Source organism: Roseobacter litoralis Och 149 (genome assembly GCF_000154785.2).
Lineage (GTDB): Bacteria > Pseudomonadota > Alphaproteobacteria > Rhodobacterales > Rhodobacteraceae > Roseobacter > Roseobacter litoralis.
Window position 1 is genome coordinate 2,887,752 of the sequence record NC_015730.1, and the last position, 17,464, is coordinate 2,905,215.

The window sequence follows — 17,464 nt, forward strand, 5'->3', positions numbered from 1 at the left end:
TTGTGATTTTGCGGTGATTGCATGAACGAGGTCCTCTCCATCAACGCACTTTGTTGCGCGTTTTGCACTGCCCCAAAGCCCAATGACACAAACAGTTCAAAAGATAGAAAATCAGTCAAAGACGAATTTCACAAGCAGTAACGGCGCGAAATTAAGCAGAATGAACCGAGATCGCCAAAAAAAACACCGGCGAGAAAAATGGACTGACGACTTAGATCGCGTTGGAGAGTTCTGGCTTGCTGTTGGATCATGCAGCGTTGAAACAGATTGCGCTACATCCTATCACGCCCTCTGGTGCCAGTGGTGGATGAATTCTTTACAGGAAAAGACCATGGGTCACAAAAAATCGCCGGTCAGGATTGGCCTTCTCTACTCCGACACCGGCGTCACTTCTGTTATTGAAACCCACCAACGCAATGCCGCTTTGCTGGCGATCGAAGAGATCAATCAAGACGGCGGGCTGTTGGGACAGGAATTTCTTTTCTCTGGCGATGACACCTGCTCAAATCCGGTCGCCTTTCGCGCCGAAGCAGAGCGCCTGATCCTAGAAGACAAGGTCGATGCCCTGTTCGGCTGCTACATGTCGTCTTGCAGAAAGGCTGTGCTTCCGCCCGTAAGTGCCAATAAATCAATGCTATTCTACCCAACGCATTATGAAGGGTTTGAATACGCACAAGGGTGCATCTATTCCGGTGCCGCACCCAATCAGAATGCCAAATGGTTGGCCGATTTCATGACGCAAAACTACGGCCGCAGGTATTTCTTTGTTGGGTCAAATTACGTCTTCCCATACGAAATCAACAGCTTGATGCGAGATCTCTTGTCCAACCGGGGCGCGGATGTCGTGGACGAAGTCTATGTTCCTCTAGCCGCATCGCGCAGTGATATCGATAATGTCATTGCTCGGATCAAGCAGAACGGCCCCGTCATCATATTCTCTACGATGGTGGGCAAAAGTGCTGTCGATTTCTACAAAGCATACGACAAAGCAGGATTTGACAGAACCAAATCTCCGATCTGTTCCGTCACAGCGGGCGAACTTGAAATGGCGGCAATAGGAAAAGATGCGGCCGAAGGAAATATCAAGGTTGCACCCTATTTCAGCGTCATTCAGAACGACGTGAACCAACGCTTTGTCTCAAATTATCGCGAACGGTTCGGCGCCGATGAGGCTCTGTGCGCCGAGTGCGAAGCTGCATATTTCCAAATCAAGCTGTTCGCCGAAGCCGCAAAGCAGGTCGGAACGACTGAGCGCGAAGCGTTGATGCGTGTTCTGCCAACGGTCTCAGTTGATGCGCCTCAGGGCATGGTACGTGTTGATGCCACCACCAATCACACATTGCTCTGGCCTCGGGTCGCTATCGCCAACGCACAAGGCCAATTCGAGATTGTTCGAGAAGCATCAGAGCCGGTGATCCCGTCACCTTACCTGATGCAATTGGACGATCCCGGGGACATTCCTTACACCGATCTTATGGAAAAGGGCCGGTAATGGCCCGCTTTCGATTGAAGAATCTACGCGACACCGTTGTCGCCGTTGTGCACCCGCCCGATGGAGACGGGAAAATGATCATTGAACAGCTAGGCCGGATCGGATGCCGAAATGCATTGATCTGGCCGCCTCCCGAAAAACTTCCGGTAAAGTTCGATGTGGCATTTGTCGGGCTCTTCTTCGATCATCAGGAAAGAATCAAAGCGATGTTGAAGCGGTCCGAAAAACCCAGTCCGACCATCATCGGCGTCGTGAATTACGAAAACCCGGCAATGTTGGAGTTGTTGCTTGATGTGAATGCCACGGCGGCAACATCCAAACCGGTGAAGAGTTTTGGTGTTCTCACCAATCTGGTCGTTGCGAGAACCATCTGGCAGCAGCAGATCGAGGATAAAGAACACATCACTCGGCTGGAACAGAGAATCAGAGGACATAAAACGGTTGCAAAGGCAAAGTTGATTCTCATGGAGATGCACAACTTGAGCGAGATCGATGCCCATAAAGTGCTTAGAGAACAGGCAATGGCCAAGCGAATTTCGATCTACGACATGGCTCAAGCTATTATCAACGCCAGCGAGCTCTTGTCAGTCAAACGATCAGATGTATAATTAGACCATCGCTGACCAAGGTTGCTTGGCGATATCGAAGAGGCCAAGCGTAGTAGATCGAAAAGATTGTTGCGCGCTTACCAACGGCGAATGCAGTGCCGCATTCTGGCCAGACCAACCACGACCACAAAAGCCTAACAAGCCTATTCGTTCGTGAGGGGTCGTCGTAGTCACCAAGATCAAAGAGGTTGCCAGCAGCGCTGGTGCGCTTTGCTTTGTGCTTACTTCTCTTGAACCCAATACGCAGTTTTAAAAGTTAACTGGTCCTTTGCACCAGCACCCTTTGACGTTGTCGTAAGGTGCTCAACTTCTGGAGTATTTCAATGTTTCAACATCCGCGCTGCGAGCGCCTCTACAGGCGTGGCCGAGCGACATGAACATCATCTCCGACATCGTCGGACCGGCGGATCAACCTGACCTGCGCAATCAGTTGCACAGACTGGAACACGTGCACGCTGTGGATTACTTGCGCCTGCCTAGAACCGAACTTGCACGGCGCAGGTTCAGAGGCATCACGGATACAGGGCGCGAGATAGCAATCGCCCTCCCGCGCGATCGGCAATTGTTCGATGGCGCGGTCCTGGCCATCGACGATTCGGCGGCCTTGGTTGTGCGCGTAGAGACTGAAGAATGGCTGCGGTTCATCCCCCGCGACACCGCGACTGCGCTCAAACTGGGCTACTTCGCTGGCAACCTTCACTGGCGTGTCCGTTTTGAAGGCGAGGTGCTGCTGATCGCGGTTGAGACCGAAACACGTGTCTACCTCGAAAGGTTGGAGCCCATGTTGGACGCAGGTGACATACGTTCTGACGTGCCCAAAGAGGATGATACGCCTTGAGCGATACGAATTCTCTTTTACGGCTGTTGCAGACGACCGACAGCGCCTTTCCGTCTGGCGCATTTGCGTTCTCGTCCGGTCTGGAAGCCCTCAAGAACGAGGGAAAGGTTCGCAATGCCACAGATGTTTATCGCGTTTTGACACAGCAGATCGTGCCGCGGTGGTTCAGTTTTGACCGCCCGTTTTTGGTCGAAGCTAGGGGAGCTGCGGAGGACTCCACGCGTCTGCTGGAAATCGATGCGCGCTGTCACATTCAGAACACTTCTGACAGGTTGGCCGACGCATCGCGCAGGATTGGCCGTTCCCTGTTATCCGTGCACGGTCGTATCGGAACGCCCCTTGTGGCCGCCTATGAAGCCGCAATCGCGCAAGCGGGTCGAATGAACTGCGCTGGCTATGAGCCCGTCGTGCAAGGTTTGACGTCACAAGGCATTGGGCTGTCGCTGGAGCAGGCCGAGACCGGCGCCCTGAACTCTACGGTGATGGCATTTATCTCCGCCGCCGTGCGTTTGGGCTGTTTAGGCGCAATCGAAGCGCAATCCCTTTTGGCACAAACAGCTGCAGACATGTCCAACGGCCTCAGCATGCCCTGCCCGCCCCGAGCAGGCAGTTTCTCCCCCCTATCCGAGATCGCTGCTGTGCGCCGCACAACGGACCATGCCAGCCTTTTTGCGACATGAAAGACTAAGGACATTTAATGCTACTGACACCAACAGAACTTGAAAGATTGACGATATTCACCGCGGCTGAACTGGCCCGAAAACGGCGCGCGCGCGGCCGCACGCTCAATGCGCCCGAAGCGATTGCGCTCATTTGTGACGACATCCTAGAAGGCGCGCGCGACGGTCGCAGAGTGGCCGATCTGATCAGCTTTGGATCGACCATCTTGTCTACTGACGACGTCATGCCGGGCGTCGCTGATTTGATGCCGATGATACAGGTCGAGGCGGTTTTTCCCGATGGCACGAAACTGGTTACCGTTCATGACCCCATTCGTCCCGGTGAAAAACCTGTTGCGGAAAATGGCCCCAAGCCCGGCGAATTCCGCGTGGCGGACGGTGAGATTAAACTGAACGCCGGGCGCGAAACCGTCACCCTGACTGTGCGCAACACAGGCGACCGTCCCATTCAGATTGGCAGTCACTACCACTTTTTCGAGGCCAACAAGGCGCTCGAGATGGACCGTGCGGCGGCCTTTGGATTTCGGCTCGATATCCCTGCAGGCACCGCCGTACGGTTTGAACCGGGTCAGGAAAAGGAAGTGACCCTGTGCACGTTTGGTGGGGAAAAACGCCTGTCCGGCCTGAACAATCTCACTAACGGCGTCGTCAACGAAACCAACAAGGCCGAGGCGATCAAACGCGCTCAGGCCGCTGGATTCAAGGGGGCCTAAGCATGGTGAAGATGACGCGTTCAGAATACGCCGCGATGTTCGGGCCCACCACGGGCGATATGATCCGGCTTGGTGATACCGAGCTTTGGGCCGAGATCGAGCACGATTACACCCATTACGGCGACGAATGCCTGCATGGCGGCGGCAAGACCCTGCGCGATGGATTGGGGATGGCCGTGGGCGTGACCAGTGCTGGTGGATCGCTTGATATGCTGATCTGCAACGTGGTCGTGATCGATGCTATGGCCGGGATCGTGAAAGGTGATATCGGCATCAAAGACGGCAAGATTGTCGCCATCGGCAAGGCCGGAAACCCCGCCACGATGGATGGTGTGGACCCTCGATTGATCGTCGGAGCCGGAACGACCGTGCGCGATGCCGAAGGCATGATCGCCACGGCGGGTGCCATCGACGTGCATGTCCATTTCGACAGCGCACAGCTTGTGGAACATGCGATTTCATCGGGGATCACCACAATGCTGGGTGGGTCTTTGGGGCCCATCACTGTCGGGATCGATTGTGGCGGCGTGTTCAACACCGGCAAAATGCTGCAGGCGGCTGAACACTGGCCGATGAATTTTGGATTTCTGGGGCGCGGCAATGCCCATGAACCCGACGCGATGGTCGAACAGATCGAAAACGGTTGTCTGGGACTGAAGATCCACGAGGATTGGGGCTCGATGCCGGCGGCAATTGACGCCTGCCTGACCGTTGCGGACGAGCTGGATTTTCAGGTTCAAATCCACACCGATACGCTGAACGAAAGCGGGTTTGTCGAAGACACGCTTGCGGCCATCGGGGATCGCACGATTCACATGTATCACACCGAAGGGGCTGGCGGTGGCCACGCGCCGGACATCATAACTGTGGCGGGTCTTTCAAACTGTCTGCCGTCCTCCACCAACCCGACCAACCCCTTCACCATCAATACGTTCGACGAACATCTTGATATGACGATGGTGTGCCACCACCTCAATCCGTCGATCCCTGAGGATGTGGCCTTTGCCGAAAGCCGCATTCGCGCGCAGACCATCGCCGCCGAGGACGTGCTGCACGATTTTGGCGCGATATCGATGTTGGGCTCTGACAGTCAGGGGATGGGCCGGATCCACGAGGTAATCACGCGCACATGGCAGCTTGCCTCCAAGATGCGCGTCCAGCGCGGACGCCTGCCTGAAGAGACGGTTGCCAAAGGCGACAACCATCGGATCAAACGCTACATCGCCAAATATACGATCAACGCGGCAAGGTCTTTCGGAATTGCCGACCATATCGGCTCGATTGAGCCGGGTAAGATGGCGGATATCGTGCTGTGGAAGCCGGGGTACTTCGGCATCAAGCCCGAATTGGTGATCAAGGGCGGCTTTATCGCCTGGGGTTCGATGGGCGACAGCGCGGCATCCTTGATGACCTGCGAGCCGTTGATCATGCGCCCGCAATGGGGGTCATTCGGCAAGGCGGCCCAAGCCTGTGGCGCGTGTTTCGTGAACCCCCGTGCCATCGATGGCGGGGTATCGGAACGGCTGGGCTTGACCAAGCAACTCTTGCCCGCACAGGGCACCCGCACTTTGCGCAAATCCGACATGTTTCTGAACGATGCCTGTCCCAATATCACCGTGGACCCGGCCACTTTCGAAGTCTTTGTCGACGGTGAACTGGCGACCTGCGACCCGGCAGAAAAGCTGCCTTTGACACAAAGGTACATGCTGCGATGAAACAGTTTGTTCCTTTGTCTAAACGATCCGCTCCGGGCCCCGCCCGCATCGGCATTGGCGGGCCTGTCGGTTCTGGCAAAACTGCGCTGATCGAAGCGATGATGCCGGTGTTCAAGGACCATTGCATCGAAGTCGCCGTGGTCACCAACGATCTGGTCACCAAGGAAGACGCCCGACGCCTTCGGGCGGGTGGTCTAATTGATCCCGACCGCGTTTCGGCCGTAGAGGCGGGTGCCTGTCCGCACACGGTGATCCGCGAAGACCCCACGCTCAACATCGCTGCAGCCGATGACCTTGAGGCGCGGTTTCCCGAGCTCGATCTGATCCTTATCGAATCCGGCGGCGACAACTTGGCCTCAACATTTTCCCTGGATCTCGTTGACTGGTGGATGTTCGTGATCGACGTCGGCCAAGGCGACGACATCCCGCGCAAGCGAGGTCCGGGCATTTTGCAAAGCGATCTGCTGGTCATCAACAAGCTGGATCTTGCGCCGCACGTATTCGTGGATGCCGCAGAAATCCTGACAGAGGCGGCCGAGATACGCGGCGAAACGCCGGTCATTGGATGCTGTTGCAAAGGGGCACGCGTCATGGGCGTGGACAACATCGTCAACATGCTGGCGCGCGATCTTCTGTTTCGAGAGTTGCCTGCATGAATGCACTGGGCGACATAGGTTTGATGGCGGCTCCGGTCCGCGCAGAGCTGCAATTTCGCACCGTGGCGGGGCGTACGCATCTTGCGCGTCAGTTCACTCCGCACCCGTTTCACATCACCCGGCCTTTCCATCACCCGGGTGGCCTATCGGGCATGGCAACGCTCTATTTGCAGTCGTCTGCTGGTGGGGTCTATTCGGGGGACGACCTGTCGCTCGACATCACGGTCGAAGCCGGTGCACAGGCCCATGTCACGACGCAGGCCTCGACCATCGTGCATGACGCCCGAGGGCGCGACGGTGTCAAGCAGTCCGTATCCCTCGCGGTGGCAAAGGGTGCGCGGCTCGACTATCTGCCGGATCCGGCGATCCTAATGAGCGGCGCAAAGCTGTGCAACCGGGTCACCGCAACGATAGGCAAAGATGCGCGCGTGATCCTTGCAGACGCGCAACTCAGCCATGATCCGCAGGGGCGCGCGCGCCCATTCGCATGGCTTGAAAACGAAGTGGAAATTCTGGGCCCGGACGGGCCACTCCTGCTTGATCGTTTTGAGTTGAGCGGAACCGATTGGCCTGCCCGCACAGGCGGCTTTTCCTGTTCTGGCATGATGATTGTTGTCGGTGATCCCGGTGCCGGACCTGCGATGTTGCAAGCCGCGGACGCCCTGCCTGGCATCTACGCCGGCCTTTCCGTTTTCGAAGACCGGCGTATCGCGCTCATCCGGTTTCTGGCCTCGGACGGGGCTGTTTTGACAAAAGTGATGAAAACAATGTGGCGGGCCGCAGCCACGACGCTGGACGGCACCGCACCTGCGGAGCGCCGAAAATGAAATTACCCCCGCAAAGACGAGCCCCAACCAAAAAAGGAGAATGAGAAATGCATCATGGAGATATCGGAAGCAGTCACGACTCTGTTGGCGTGGCGGTCGTGAACTACAAAATGCCCAGCCTGCACACCAAAGCTGAGGTGATCGACAACTGCCACAATATCGCGAAAATGCTCAAGGGCATGAAGCGTGGCCTGCCCGGCATGGATCTGGTGATTTTCCCGGAATATTCCACCCAAGGCATCATGTATGACGAAACCGAGATGTACGAGACCGCCGCCTCGATCCCCGGCGAGGAAACGGCCATCTTTGCCGAAGCCTGCATCGCGGCAGACGTCTGGGGGGTGTTTTCTCTGACCGGCGAGCGTCACGAGGATCACCCGAAAAAAGCCCCGTACAACACGTTGATCCTGATGAACAACAAAGGCGAGATCGTCCAGAAGTACCGCAAGATCATGCCTTGGGTGCCTATCGAAGGCTGGTATCCGGGCAATTGCACCTATGTCAGCGACGGCCCGAAAGGCATGAAAATCTCGCTGATCATTTGCGATGACGGCAACTACCCCGAAATTTGGCGTGACTGCGCAATGAAGGGCGCAGAACTTATCATCCGCTGCCAGGGCTATATGTACCCCGCCAAGGAACAGCAGATCACTATGGCCAAGGCCATGGCATGGGCCAACAACACTTATGTCGCGGTGGCGAATGCGACCGGGTTTGACGGGGTCTATACCTTCTTTGGTCACTCCACGATCTGCGGGTTCGACGGGCGCACGCTGGGCGAATGCGGCACCGAAGAAATGGGGATTCAGTATGCGCCTCTTTCCGTGACCGCTATCCGCGAAGCGCGCCGGACCATGCAGTCCAACAACCACCTCTTCAAGCTCGTGCACCGTGGTTACACCGGCATGATGAATTCCGGCGATGGCGACAAGGGCACAGCCGAGATGCCCTACGATTTCTATCGCAAGTGGGTCGAAGACCCCGAAGGTACGCGCGAAATGGTCGAAGCGATGACCCGCAGCACTGTCGGAACCGAAGAGTGCCCGATTGACGGCCTGCCTAACGAGAAGACCACCGAACCGCATAGATAGACGACCGCCGGACCGGCGGGCAATTCGCCGGTCAATGCAATGATGGAAACCCCATGTCACTCGATAGCTATCTTCTGAGCGAAGAGCCCAGGTACTACCCAAGTGCAGATGAAGTCGCCCTTTACTCGGCGGCCTACGACATGCGCCTGCCGGTCATGCTGAAGGGACCGACCGGGTGCGGCAAGACCCGGTTTGTCGAGCATATGGCGTGGAAACTGGGCAAGCCTCTGGTGACCATCGCCTGCCACGAGGACATGACAGCCTCTGATTTTGTCGGGCGCTACCTGCTGGGACCGGACGGCACGTATTGGCAGGACGGCCCTTTAACAAAAGCGGTGCGCGACGGCGGCATCTGTTATCTCGACGAAATCGTCGAGGCGCGACAGGATACGACCGTCATTATTCACGCACTGACCGATGACCGCCGCATTTTGCCGTTGGAAAAGAAGGGCGAACTGATCAAAGCCCATCCCGACTTCCAGTTGGTGATTTCCTACAACCCCGGCTACCAGAGTGTCTTGAAGGACCTCAAGGAGTCTACCAAGCAGCGCTTTTGCGCGCTCGATTTCGACTATCCCGTCCCCGAGATAGAGGCAGACATTGTCGCCTCCGAGGCCGGTCTGAACCTAAAAGACGCAGAACGATTGACAAAGATCGCCGGCAAAAGCCGCAACCTGCGTGGTCAAGGTCTGGACGAAGGCGCCTCAACCCGGATGTTGATCCACGCCGGTCGCCTGATGACCACCGGTTTGCCCATCGCTGCGGCCTGTCAATTCGCGCTGATCATTCCGATCACTGACGATCCCGAGATGCGTTCAACCCTTGCGGCGGCAGTTGATGCTTGTATCTGACCGGATAAGTTCCGAGGGCCTTTCGCCTGCCCTACGCGAAGCCTTTCCAGGCGCATATCGCGAGGCATATCTGCGCGCCCATGATCGCCTGAAAGGTGCAGGATACGGAGCCGCTGTTTTGCGTGCCTTCGTCTCGGGCTCACCGCGGGTCGCGGCCGACGTCGGACCGGACCAAGCCATTGCACTGGCCTCGGATTCGTCACGCATTGCAATAAGGGCGCGTCCGCTAGTCGCTGAAACCTACCTCGACTTGTGTCCGATTATGGCTTTGAAACTGCAGAATGCGCAGGCGTTTGACCAGTGGCGCAAGATGATCGCATCTGTTCTCAAACACAGCCCCGATGCTGTTCTTCCGCTGCTATCACTTAGCGAGATGCTGCTGGCTCGGCTCGGTCTTGACCAGCTTGGTGTTTGGATCCAGACCGGGCTTCGCGTGGCCGGGCAGGATACAGATCTCGCACTTGGGTACTTCCAGCTTGAAACGCCCGAGGCCCAGCGGCTTCTCGAGCGCTTTGCGGGCGAGGAGAATTTCCTGAGCCTTGAGACTGGGTTAAAGTCCTTTTACACAGCCCTCTGGTGTCAGCCTCCCCAATTGCGCGAAGCCGGACCCAAAGGCCCAAATGGTGGCCCCATCCGGCGGACAAGCTTTTTAGGCAGCCTTATACAGATGCCGCCAGCCTTTTCGGGCTTTCGCGGGGCTGAAAAGGAACTGTATCGCGCCGCCGTCGCTCATGTCGGCGCGCACAGAACTTATGGCGGGCCTCAGTTCCAACTGGGACAGCTAAAACCCCTGCAGGTCGCGGTTGTCTCCCTGCTTGAAGATGCCCGCGTGGAAACCCTGGCGATGCAGGACATGCCCGGCCTACATCGTTTGTGGTGTCCTTTTCACACAGCACGGCATGATGGGGTGAGCACTGCGCAGAACCTGTTTGCCGGGCTCGCGCGCGCGCTGATCGATCCGGAGTTTCAGCCAACTCATGGGTGGGTCAAAAAGGGTGCGGCGATGTTTCACGCTGCAGCACACCGCCTGCATGATCCGGCCATCTCGCACCAAATCGGCAATATTCTTGGCAATGACCTGGGTCAGACGCGCGTTCAGTTCGATGCGATGAGTTATGTCGTTCAGCCCGCCTATAGAGACGACAATCTGGGGCTTTGGAACCTACCTGCTGATCCCGACACACCACCACCTTCAGAAGACATTGAAGCACCCCTTGCCGACCTGCGACAGACTCAAACAGATGATGCAAGACATGATCGCAAGCAAGAGAATTTGAGGCCCCAAACGCCAGACGTTCTGGAGCCTGTCAAAACGATAGCGGCAGACCCAAAGGCCGGGCGTAAGATATCCAGCCTTGCGGAATACGACTACCACGCCGGGATCGAGCGCGAAGATTGGGTCAGCGTAAACGCCTATGAGGTCATGTTGGGGGCTGCGGGCTTTTGGGATCAACTGCAAGAGCGTCACGGCGCGACATTATCCCGGCTTCAAAAGGCGGTCGCGACAACCGAAACAGGCAAGCGGCGCAAACTCAAGCAACAGCTCGAGGGCGAAACCCTCGACCTTGATGCGGCGATTGGCACGGTGATTGCACTCAGATCGAACCGCCAACCAGACCCCGGCGTCTATGAAAGCATCTCACCGCCTCCGAGATCGATTGCGGTTCATCTGTTGTTGGATATTTCGCGCTCGACCGCTGATCCGGCCGGGCCAGGCTTTACTATTTTGGACATGGAGCGCGACGCCGCAGCGATACTTGCCTGCACGATGTCCCAACTGGGAGATGACCTTGCCATCACAGCATTCAGCTCTTCGGGACGACACGATATGCGCGTTGTGCCGGTGAAGACATTCGACACCGCTTTGGACGAGGTGACGGGCATGGCCCTGTCCGGTCTGCGGCCTGAGTATTCCACGCGCATCGGAGCCGCCCTCCGATACGCGGCAGGCTGTATGGAAGGGTATTCACGGCATCGCAAAATCGTCCTTTTGGTGACCGATGGCGAGCCTTCGGACATCGATATGACCGACCCCGAGTATCTGGTAGAGGATGCACGCCGCGCGGTTCAACGGATACGCTCTGAGGGTATAGACGCCATTTGTGTGGCGCTTGGTAACGAAACGGGGCAGCGCCACAAAGAGATCTTTGGTCGCAAAACCAGCTTGCAGATCACCGATATCGCGACCCTGCCAAACAAGCTTTCCACGTTTTATCTGCGGATGACCAGATGACCCGGAACCGCATTTTTTTCTGCCCGGAACACGCGTTGCGGGGCACGCAATGTCGCAAGACATTTAGTGCTCCGCAGCCGGTCTGGGCGTCACCTCACCACTCAATCAAGAGAATCAGCTCATTCGAAGAAAGGAGCCTCGTCAGCATGCACGCAGCTTCAGTCCAAACCGGTTAACAAAACGCAAATTCTTTAATCAGTCTTTCAAGAAATCAGTTGGTCCTCGGGGGCACCAATTCTTGCATTCAAAATTATACTAGTAGGAATAAATTTTTCCTAAAATTACTTGACCCGAAAGTAAGCCGGAAGCCAAAGATAGAGAGAAACGCGTCGGAATTCCAAACCGGCGGATCACCTGAACATCCAACGAAAGGAAGACCAATGAAACTTAGCAGACGGAATTTTTTGAAAAACTCGGCCGTAGCGAGCGCACTTGCAGCTCCGGGCATATGGATCCCGCAATCCCGTGGTGCTTGGGGCGCGACCTTGACCAAAGGTGAGCCGATCAAAGTCGGAGTGCTTTTCTCTTTGACCGGCGGATTAGCCGTTCCTGAAGAAGACTCTACTCTGGTCATGCAATATGCAATCGACGAGATCAACGCGGCGGGAGGCATTGCTGGATCTCCTATTGAACCTGTGATCATCGACGCAAAGTCGGATTTCAGTGTGTATTCTGAAAAGGCACGCGAACTGATCCTGCGCGACAAGGTCATTTCGATCTTTGGCTGCTACACATCCGCAAGCCGAAAAGCGATCCTGCCCATCGTTATGCAGCGCGACAACCTGCTGTTCTATCCGACATGCTATGAAGGTGCTGAATGCACGCAAAACACCGTGTGCACGGGCCCGCTGGCAAACCAGCACTCCAAAGACCTCATCCCCTATATGGTCGAGAATTTTGGCAAGAAGGTCTTCTTTGTCGGTTCCAACTATGTGTGGCCAAAGGAATCCAATAAGAACGCCAAGATATGGCTGAAAAATGCCGGCGGCGAACTGCTGGGCGAAGAGTACATTCCGCTGGGCGACTCCGAGTTTGGCCCGGTCCTGAACAAGATCCGCGAAGCGCAGCCTGATTTCATATTCTCGACGGTCGTGGGCGCGTCGGACATCGCCTTCCACCGCCAGTTCAAACAGGCCGGTTTCTCGGCAGAAGACATGCCAATTGCCTCGCTGACAACGGGTGAGATCGAAACCAAGGCGATGGGTGCAGAATTCGGCGCAGGCCACTTCCTGTCCGCGCCCTACTTCCAAGCCTTGGAAAACCCAACGAACGAAAAGTTCGTCGACGGTTTCCTGTCCAGCCCCTACGGCAAGAACGGTGCCACCCACTACAACATGGCCGAAACTTATAATTCTGCTTACGTGTTCAAGGCCGCCATGGAAAAAGCAATCGAGAACCATGGGTTTGACGAAGTCACATCGGCCCGTGTGCGCGAAGCTTGCGCCGGCGTAAAGCTCGGCGCGGATGTCTCGCCAGAGGGCGAGACATGGGTCGACGGAGACAACTTCAACACCTGGCTTGTCCCCAAGATCGGCCGCTGCAAGTCCGATGGCAGCTTTGAGATCGTCAAGCAGGCCGACGAGCACGTCGCACCTGATCCATTCTCGATCTATCCAGATGCGGGTTCGTGCAAATCCAACGGGCTGGTCGCGCCTGACGGATCGGTGCGCGTCGACGTGATCTAAACAACGCCGTTGTGGCGGGATCAGCCCGCCACAACACTACGTTCACTGCAGTTTTGACACCATGGGGGTTACAAGATGGATTTCTCGTCTATCGCGTTTGCCAATTCGCTTATTCTCGGCCTGAGCATAGCGAGCATCTTTTTCGTAGCGGCGCTTGGACTGACAATCATTTACGGCACCGCCGGGGTGATCAATATGGCACATGGTGAATTCATCATGCTTGGCGCTTACACGGTCTACGCTCTGCAAACCTTCGTTGGCATCCCTTATTTCCTATGTATTCCCGCCGCCTTTTTTGTTGTCGGTGCCATCGGGTTCGCGATCGAAAAATCGCTGATCAGATATCTCTACGACAGGCCCCTTGATACACTGCTGGCCACGTGGGGGGTATCGCTGGTGCTCATTCAGGGAACTCGGCTGATCTTTGGGAGCGATCCGAAGTACGTCCAAATCCCAAGCTTCCTGTCCACAAATGTCGAAGCAGGCGGGCTGAGCCTTGGGGCCTTCCGTATTTTCATCATTCTCATGGCACTCGGTCTTGCCGCTGCTGTGTGGTTTATTTTCTATCGCACAGACTTCGGGATCAAGGTCCGGGCGGTGACCCAGAACAGGGAAATGGCGGCCTCCTTCGGCATCAATGCCGGCCAGGTCTATTCCTTCACATTCGCGCTTGGAGCCGGGCTTGCCGGCGTGGCGGGCGCATTGTTCGGGGCATTGAACATCGTCTTGCCGACCATGGGTGCGGGATATGTCGTTGAGGCGTTCCTGACAGTTGTCACCGGTGGTGGTGCGTTGATGGGAAGCGCAATCTCCAGCTTTGCAATCGGCGAGCTGCAATCGATTTTTGCTCTGATCACCAACAGTACCTTCGCGCAGTTCCTTATCTTTGTCGTGATCATCGTCTTTCTGAGGTTCCGCCCGCAGGGGCTGATCTCGGCAAGCGGCAAGCGTCGGTAAGTGAAACAAAGATATCTTTGACAGGCACAACTAAAAATGAACCAGAACATCTATCACAACAAAACCCTGCAATGGCTGTTTTATGCCGCTGCCTTCGCGGTTCTCGGCGCAGTCCCCTTGATATCGGATGATGCATTCTTGCTGAACCAGTTGGCGATCTACGGCGTCTATGGAATGCTGGCTGTGTCGATCAGTCTTTGTTGGGGCAGCGGCGGTATTCTGAACATGGGCCAAGGCATTGCCTTCGGCTTGGGCGCCTATTGCATGGCCATGACCATGCAGATGCAAACGCAGGCCGAAGGCACGATCCCTCCGTTTATGCTGAACAACGGTCTCGATAGCCTGCCACAGCTGTGGCAACCCTTCCAGAACACCGCGACAGGCATCACTCTGGCGCTCGTGGTCCCAACCGCCTTTTACCTGATCTTTGGCGGGATCATGTTCACGGCGCGCGTGTCAGGGCCGTTCTTCGCCATCATGACGTTGGCCACGCTCAGCGCTTTCGCGACCATCTTTGTGGATCTGCAACCCTATACCAATGGCGTCAACGGCATCTCTCCGCCCGGGTCACTTAACTTAGGCAACCTGGAAATCGACCCCTATTCAAGCGGTGCCTACTGGTCTGTCTTTGCAATGCTGGTGGCCTGTACGGTCGCTGCAAAGCTGATCAACCAAAGCCGCTTCGGACTGGTCGTGCGCGCCCTGAAAGACGACCCCGAGCGCGTGCGCTTTCTTGGCTACAATGTCGCGGTCTACGAAACACTGGTCTACACGCTTTCCGGCCTGATCGCCGCAATCGCGGGCTGCTGCTTTGCAGTGCTCACGCAATATGTATCGCCTGCACAGTTCGAAGTCGGGTTCTCGATCTCGATCGTCATCTGGACCGCTCTGGGCGGGCGCAACTCGCTCATTTGGGCTATGTTTGGGGCCTTTGCGGTTCAAGGCGCACAAAGCTACGTCGGCGACCAGTTCCTGAGCACATGGATCCTGATCCTCGGGTTCTCCTTCATACTGGTGGTGCGCTTCCTGCCCGGTGGATTTGCAGGTCTTATGGAGACTATTCTGGGCCTGCTGCCCAATGCCAAAGCAAAGACCGCCACGACAAATCTAGAATTTAGAGACGCAAAAGAGGTGGCAAAATGATTGGCGGCTTTCTGAAGGTCGAAGGCATTGAAAAGAGCTTTGGTGGCAACAAGGTCATCAACGGGTTCAGCCTGAATGTGAGCGAACATACGCTGCAATGTCTTGTGGGGCCGAACGGGGCTGGCAAGACTACGACAATCGACCTGATCAGTGGCCGCCAGAAACCGGATGCGGGCAAGGTCTATCTCAACGGCGACGATATCACCGGCAAGGGAGAACACGAAATTTCGCGCAAGGGGGTTGGACGCAAGTTCCAGATTCCGGCCGTTCTCAAAGGCCTGACTGTGCGTGAAAATCTCGAGGTCGCCTACAGCCGCGAAGTTAACGCAGTGCGCAACATCTTTTCCATGACGGCCAAGGGCTGCAAAGAAAAACTTGCGGAAATCTCGGAACAAGTCCGCCTGACACAGCGTCTGGATGTCGAGGCCGGGCTGTTGTCGCATGGCGAGACACAGTGGCTCGAGATCGGCATGGTTCTGATGCAGGATCCCGCGATCCTGCTGCTGGACGAACCCGTTGCCGGCATGACCGAGAACGAAATCGGCCTGACCGTCGACATCCTGAACACGCTCAAACGCACGCATACGATCATCCTGGTCGAACATGACATGGGCTTTGTCCGCAAGATCGCGGACGTGGTCACGGTGATGCATATGGGGGCCCTTTTGGCCCAGGGCAGCATTGAGGACATTGAAAAAGACGAACGCGTTCGCGCCGTCTACCTGGGCACGGAGGATGCGCACTGATGCTTTTGGAACTGGATAGGGTGTCGTCCTTTTACGGGCGGACACAAATTCTGCGCAACATCAATTTTGAAGTGAACAAGGGCTCTTGCGTCTGTGTTCTGGGCCGCAACGGCGTCGGCAAGACGACCCTGTTACGCACGATCATGGGGCTTGTCGACAAGATGACTGGGACGCTGTCCGTCGCTGGGACAAACGTCACCAAGGCTCGGACGGACGAGCGGGCAAAATACGGGCTGGGCTATGTGCCGCAAGGGCGACAGATCCTCGGGAACTTTACCGTGCGCGAGAATATCCTGCTGGGCACGTTCGCCAAGACCGGGCGCGATGGGAAGGTTCCTGACATTTGCCTTGAGCTGTTTCCCTATCTCGCGGAAAACCTGAACCGGCGCGCGGGAGAGCTATCTGGCGGGCAGCAACAACAGCTGGCCATTGCGCGGGCGTTGGCTGTGGATCCGCAGATCCTGCTGCTGGATGAACCAACCGAGGGGATCCAGCCCAACATCGTAGCCGAGATCGGTGAGACCCTGCGCATGCTCAACACCAAGATGGGCATCAGCATGATCCTATCCGAACAACACATCAAAGTGGCGCGCGATCTGGGGGACCAGTTCGTGATGATGGACAACGGGCGCATCGTCGAAGGCGGTGCCATCTCGGAACTGACCGACGATATGGTCGATCGCCACATGACCGTCTGACGAGCTGAATTTTTGACAACCAAGGGAGAATGAAAATGCAATCCATTCCAAAGAAGGGAACGCCGGAAAGAGACGCACTGATACAGGCGCATCTCGAGTGCACACAGTCGATGAAAGGCGTTGCGGGGTTTTCAATCCTGAAATGTGAGACCCCGGGGGACACGACCGTTATCTCGGGCGGAGTCCATGATGACCCACTGCTCAAGCGCGTCTTGCTGCGCATGCGTGGTGAATCCATGGCGGGCAAGTTGATCATCATTTGCACCGAAGTCGAGAAGGAATGGCGCATTGGCCGTCTGTCCGGCGTGCGCGGTGTCCCCCCTGAATTTGTCGACGACCGCGTCTTTACCGACGAACAGGAAGTCCAGCACGAGATCTTTCTGATGCGACTGGACGAGTTACCCGAAACGGCCGGTATGCCGGAGCACTACGAAGAGGGCTGGAAACACCGTGACGACAATTGGCCCGTCACCTGAGCCACGCCCCACCCTTTAGGACCAGAAAAGATGCAATGGCAGCCGCCTGACAGAA

At 56.4% G+C, this 17,464-nt stretch carries 17 protein-coding genes; all 17 read left to right on the forward strand.

Annotation, left to right across the window (positions count from 1 at the left end; genetic code table 11):
* The first annotated feature begins 82 nt into the window (after positions 1–82).
* The 17 genes from RLO149_RS13765 to RLO149_RS13845 all read left to right on the forward strand — a co-directional run bounded on the left by RLO149_RS13765 (position 83) and on the right by RLO149_RS13845 (position 17,409).
* Positions 83–1,492 carry a transporter substrate-binding domain-containing protein gene (locus RLO149_RS13765; protein ID WP_245538062.1) on the forward strand — a complete coding sequence of 470 codons (1,410 nt, stop codon included), beginning with the start codon at positions 83–85 and terminating at the stop codon, positions 1,490–1,492.
* Positions 1,492–2,100: an ANTAR domain-containing response regulator gene (locus RLO149_RS13770; protein WP_013962705.1), complete on the forward strand. Its 609-nt coding sequence runs from the start codon at positions 1,492–1,494 to the stop codon at positions 2,098–2,100. Before RLO149_RS13765 ends, RLO149_RS13770 begins: the two co-directional genes overlap by 1 nt.
* 373 nt (positions 2,101–2,473) lie before the next feature.
* Entirely contained in the window at positions 2,474–2,938 is a 465-nt protein-coding gene (ureE, locus tag RLO149_RS13775) for an urease accessory protein UreE (protein WP_013962706.1), read from the forward strand.
* Positions 2,935–3,618 carry an urease accessory protein UreF gene (locus RLO149_RS13780; protein ID WP_013962707.1) on the forward strand — a complete coding sequence of 228 codons (684 nt, stop codon included), beginning with the start codon at positions 2,935–2,937 and terminating at the stop codon, positions 3,616–3,618. Before ureE ends, RLO149_RS13780 begins: the two co-directional genes overlap by 4 nt.
* Positions 3,619–3,635: 17 nt before the next feature.
* Entirely contained in the window at positions 3,636–4,331 is a 696-nt protein-coding gene (locus RLO149_RS13785; RefSeq protein ID WP_013962708.1) for an urease subunit beta, read from the forward strand.
* Between the two features lie 2 nt (positions 4,332–4,333).
* On the forward strand, positions 4,334–6,046 hold the full coding sequence (ureC, locus tag RLO149_RS13790) for an urease subunit alpha (RefSeq protein ID WP_044025347.1): 1,713 nt from the start codon (positions 4,334–4,336) through the stop codon (positions 6,044–6,046).
* On the forward strand, positions 6,043–6,702 hold the full coding sequence (gene ureG, locus RLO149_RS13795) for an urease accessory protein UreG (RefSeq protein ID WP_013962710.1): 660 nt from the start codon (positions 6,043–6,045) through the stop codon (positions 6,700–6,702). Before ureC ends, ureG begins: the two co-directional genes overlap by 4 nt.
* Positions 6,699–7,529, forward strand: a complete 831-nt coding sequence (locus RLO149_RS13800; RefSeq protein ID WP_044025348.1) for an urease accessory protein UreD — start codon at positions 6,699–6,701, stop codon at positions 7,527–7,529. The genes ureG and RLO149_RS13800 overlap by 4 nt, the downstream gene beginning before the upstream one ends.
* A 47-nt stretch (positions 7,530–7,576) precedes the next feature.
* Positions 7,577–8,620, forward strand: a complete 1,044-nt coding sequence (locus tag RLO149_RS13805) for an aliphatic amidase (protein WP_013962712.1) — start codon at positions 7,577–7,579, stop codon at positions 8,618–8,620.
* A 53-nt stretch (positions 8,621–8,673) separates the two neighbouring features.
* Positions 8,674–9,471, forward strand: coding sequence for a CbbQ/NirQ/NorQ/GpvN family protein (locus RLO149_RS13810; RefSeq protein ID WP_013962713.1), 798 nt, complete (start codon positions 8,674–8,676; stop codon positions 9,469–9,471).
* Complete coding sequence (locus RLO149_RS13815) at positions 9,458–11,704, forward strand: nitric oxide reductase activation protein NorD (protein WP_013962714.1); 2,247 nt, start codon at positions 9,458–9,460, stop codon at positions 11,702–11,704. Before RLO149_RS13810 ends, RLO149_RS13815 begins: the two co-directional genes overlap by 14 nt.
* Before the next feature lie 380 nt (positions 11,705–12,084).
* Complete coding sequence (locus RLO149_RS13820; RefSeq protein WP_013962715.1) at positions 12,085–13,389, forward strand: transporter substrate-binding domain-containing protein; 1,305 nt, start codon at positions 12,085–12,087, stop codon at positions 13,387–13,389.
* A 75-nt stretch (positions 13,390–13,464) separates the two neighbouring features.
* Positions 13,465–14,346, forward strand: coding sequence for an urea ABC transporter permease subunit UrtB (gene urtB, locus RLO149_RS13825; protein WP_013962716.1), 882 nt, complete (start codon positions 13,465–13,467; stop codon positions 14,344–14,346).
* Between the two features lie 36 nt (positions 14,347–14,382).
* A complete protein-coding gene (locus RLO149_RS13830; protein ID WP_013962717.1) occupies positions 14,383–15,489 on the forward strand; it encodes an ABC transporter permease subunit in 1,107 nt (368 codons plus the stop codon).
* The gene (locus RLO149_RS13835; protein WP_013962718.1) at positions 15,486–16,235 is read left to right on the forward strand and encodes an ABC transporter ATP-binding protein; all 750 of its coding nucleotides are present in this window, start codon (positions 15,486–15,488) and stop codon (positions 16,233–16,235) included. Before RLO149_RS13830 ends, RLO149_RS13835 begins: the two co-directional genes overlap by 4 nt.
* Entirely contained in the window at positions 16,235–16,933 is a 699-nt protein-coding gene (gene urtE / locus RLO149_RS13840) for an urea ABC transporter ATP-binding subunit UrtE (RefSeq protein WP_013962719.1), read from the forward strand. The genes RLO149_RS13835 and urtE overlap by 1 nt, the downstream gene beginning before the upstream one ends.
* Positions 16,934–16,968: 35 nt before the next feature.
* A complete protein-coding gene (locus RLO149_RS13845) occupies positions 16,969–17,409 on the forward strand; it encodes a N,N-dimethylformamidase alpha subunit family protein (RefSeq protein WP_013962720.1) in 441 nt (146 codons plus the stop codon).
* Positions 17,410–17,464: the final 55 nt, after the last annotated feature.

What these genes read in the sequence shown, in the direction of transcription:
- RLO149_RS13820 (WP_013962715.1), top strand. Translation starts at nt 12,085, where the DNA reads ATGAAACTTAGCAGACGGAATTTTTTGAAAAACTCGGCCGTAGCGAGC.
- RLO149_RS13830 (WP_013962717.1), top strand. Translation starts at nt 14,383, where the DNA reads ATGAACCAGAACATCTATCACAACAAAACCCTGCAATGGCTGTTTTAT.
- RLO149_RS13765 (WP_245538062.1), top strand. Translation starts at nt 83, where the DNA reads ATGACACAAACAGTTCAAAAGATAGAAAATCAGTCAAAGACGAATTTC.
- urtB (WP_013962716.1), top strand. Translation starts at nt 13,465, where the DNA reads ATGGATTTCTCGTCTATCGCGTTTGCCAATTCGCTTATTCTCGGCCTG.
- ureC (WP_044025347.1), top strand. Translation starts at nt 4,334, where the DNA reads ATGGTGAAGATGACGCGTTCAGAATACGCCGCGATGTTCGGGCCCACC.
- RLO149_RS13815 (WP_013962714.1), top strand. Translation starts at nt 9,458, where the DNA reads ATGCTTGTATCTGACCGGATAAGTTCCGAGGGCCTTTCGCCTGCCCTA.
- ureG (WP_013962710.1), top strand. Translation starts at nt 6,043, where the DNA reads ATGAAACAGTTTGTTCCTTTGTCTAAACGATCCGCTCCGGGCCCCGCC.
- ureE (WP_013962706.1), top strand. Translation starts at nt 2,474, where the DNA reads ATGAACATCATCTCCGACATCGTCGGACCGGCGGATCAACCTGACCTG.
- urtE (WP_013962719.1), top strand. Translation starts at nt 16,235, where the DNA reads ATGCTTTTGGAACTGGATAGGGTGTCGTCCTTTTACGGGCGGACACAA.
- RLO149_RS13770 (WP_013962705.1), top strand. Translation starts at nt 1,492, where the DNA reads ATGGCCCGCTTTCGATTGAAGAATCTACGCGACACCGTTGTCGCCGTT.
- RLO149_RS13845 (WP_013962720.1), top strand. Translation starts at nt 16,969, where the DNA reads ATGCAATCCATTCCAAAGAAGGGAACGCCGGAAAGAGACGCACTGATA.
- RLO149_RS13785 (WP_013962708.1), top strand. Translation starts at nt 3,636, where the DNA reads ATGCTACTGACACCAACAGAACTTGAAAGATTGACGATATTCACCGCG.
- RLO149_RS13810 (WP_013962713.1), top strand. Translation starts at nt 8,674, where the DNA reads ATGTCACTCGATAGCTATCTTCTGAGCGAAGAGCCCAGGTACTACCCA.
- RLO149_RS13835 (WP_013962718.1), top strand. Translation starts at nt 15,486, where the DNA reads ATGATTGGCGGCTTTCTGAAGGTCGAAGGCATTGAAAAGAGCTTTGGT.
- RLO149_RS13800 (WP_044025348.1), top strand. Translation starts at nt 6,699, where the DNA reads ATGAATGCACTGGGCGACATAGGTTTGATGGCGGCTCCGGTCCGCGCA.
- RLO149_RS13805 (WP_013962712.1), top strand. Translation starts at nt 7,577, where the DNA reads ATGCATCATGGAGATATCGGAAGCAGTCACGACTCTGTTGGCGTGGCG.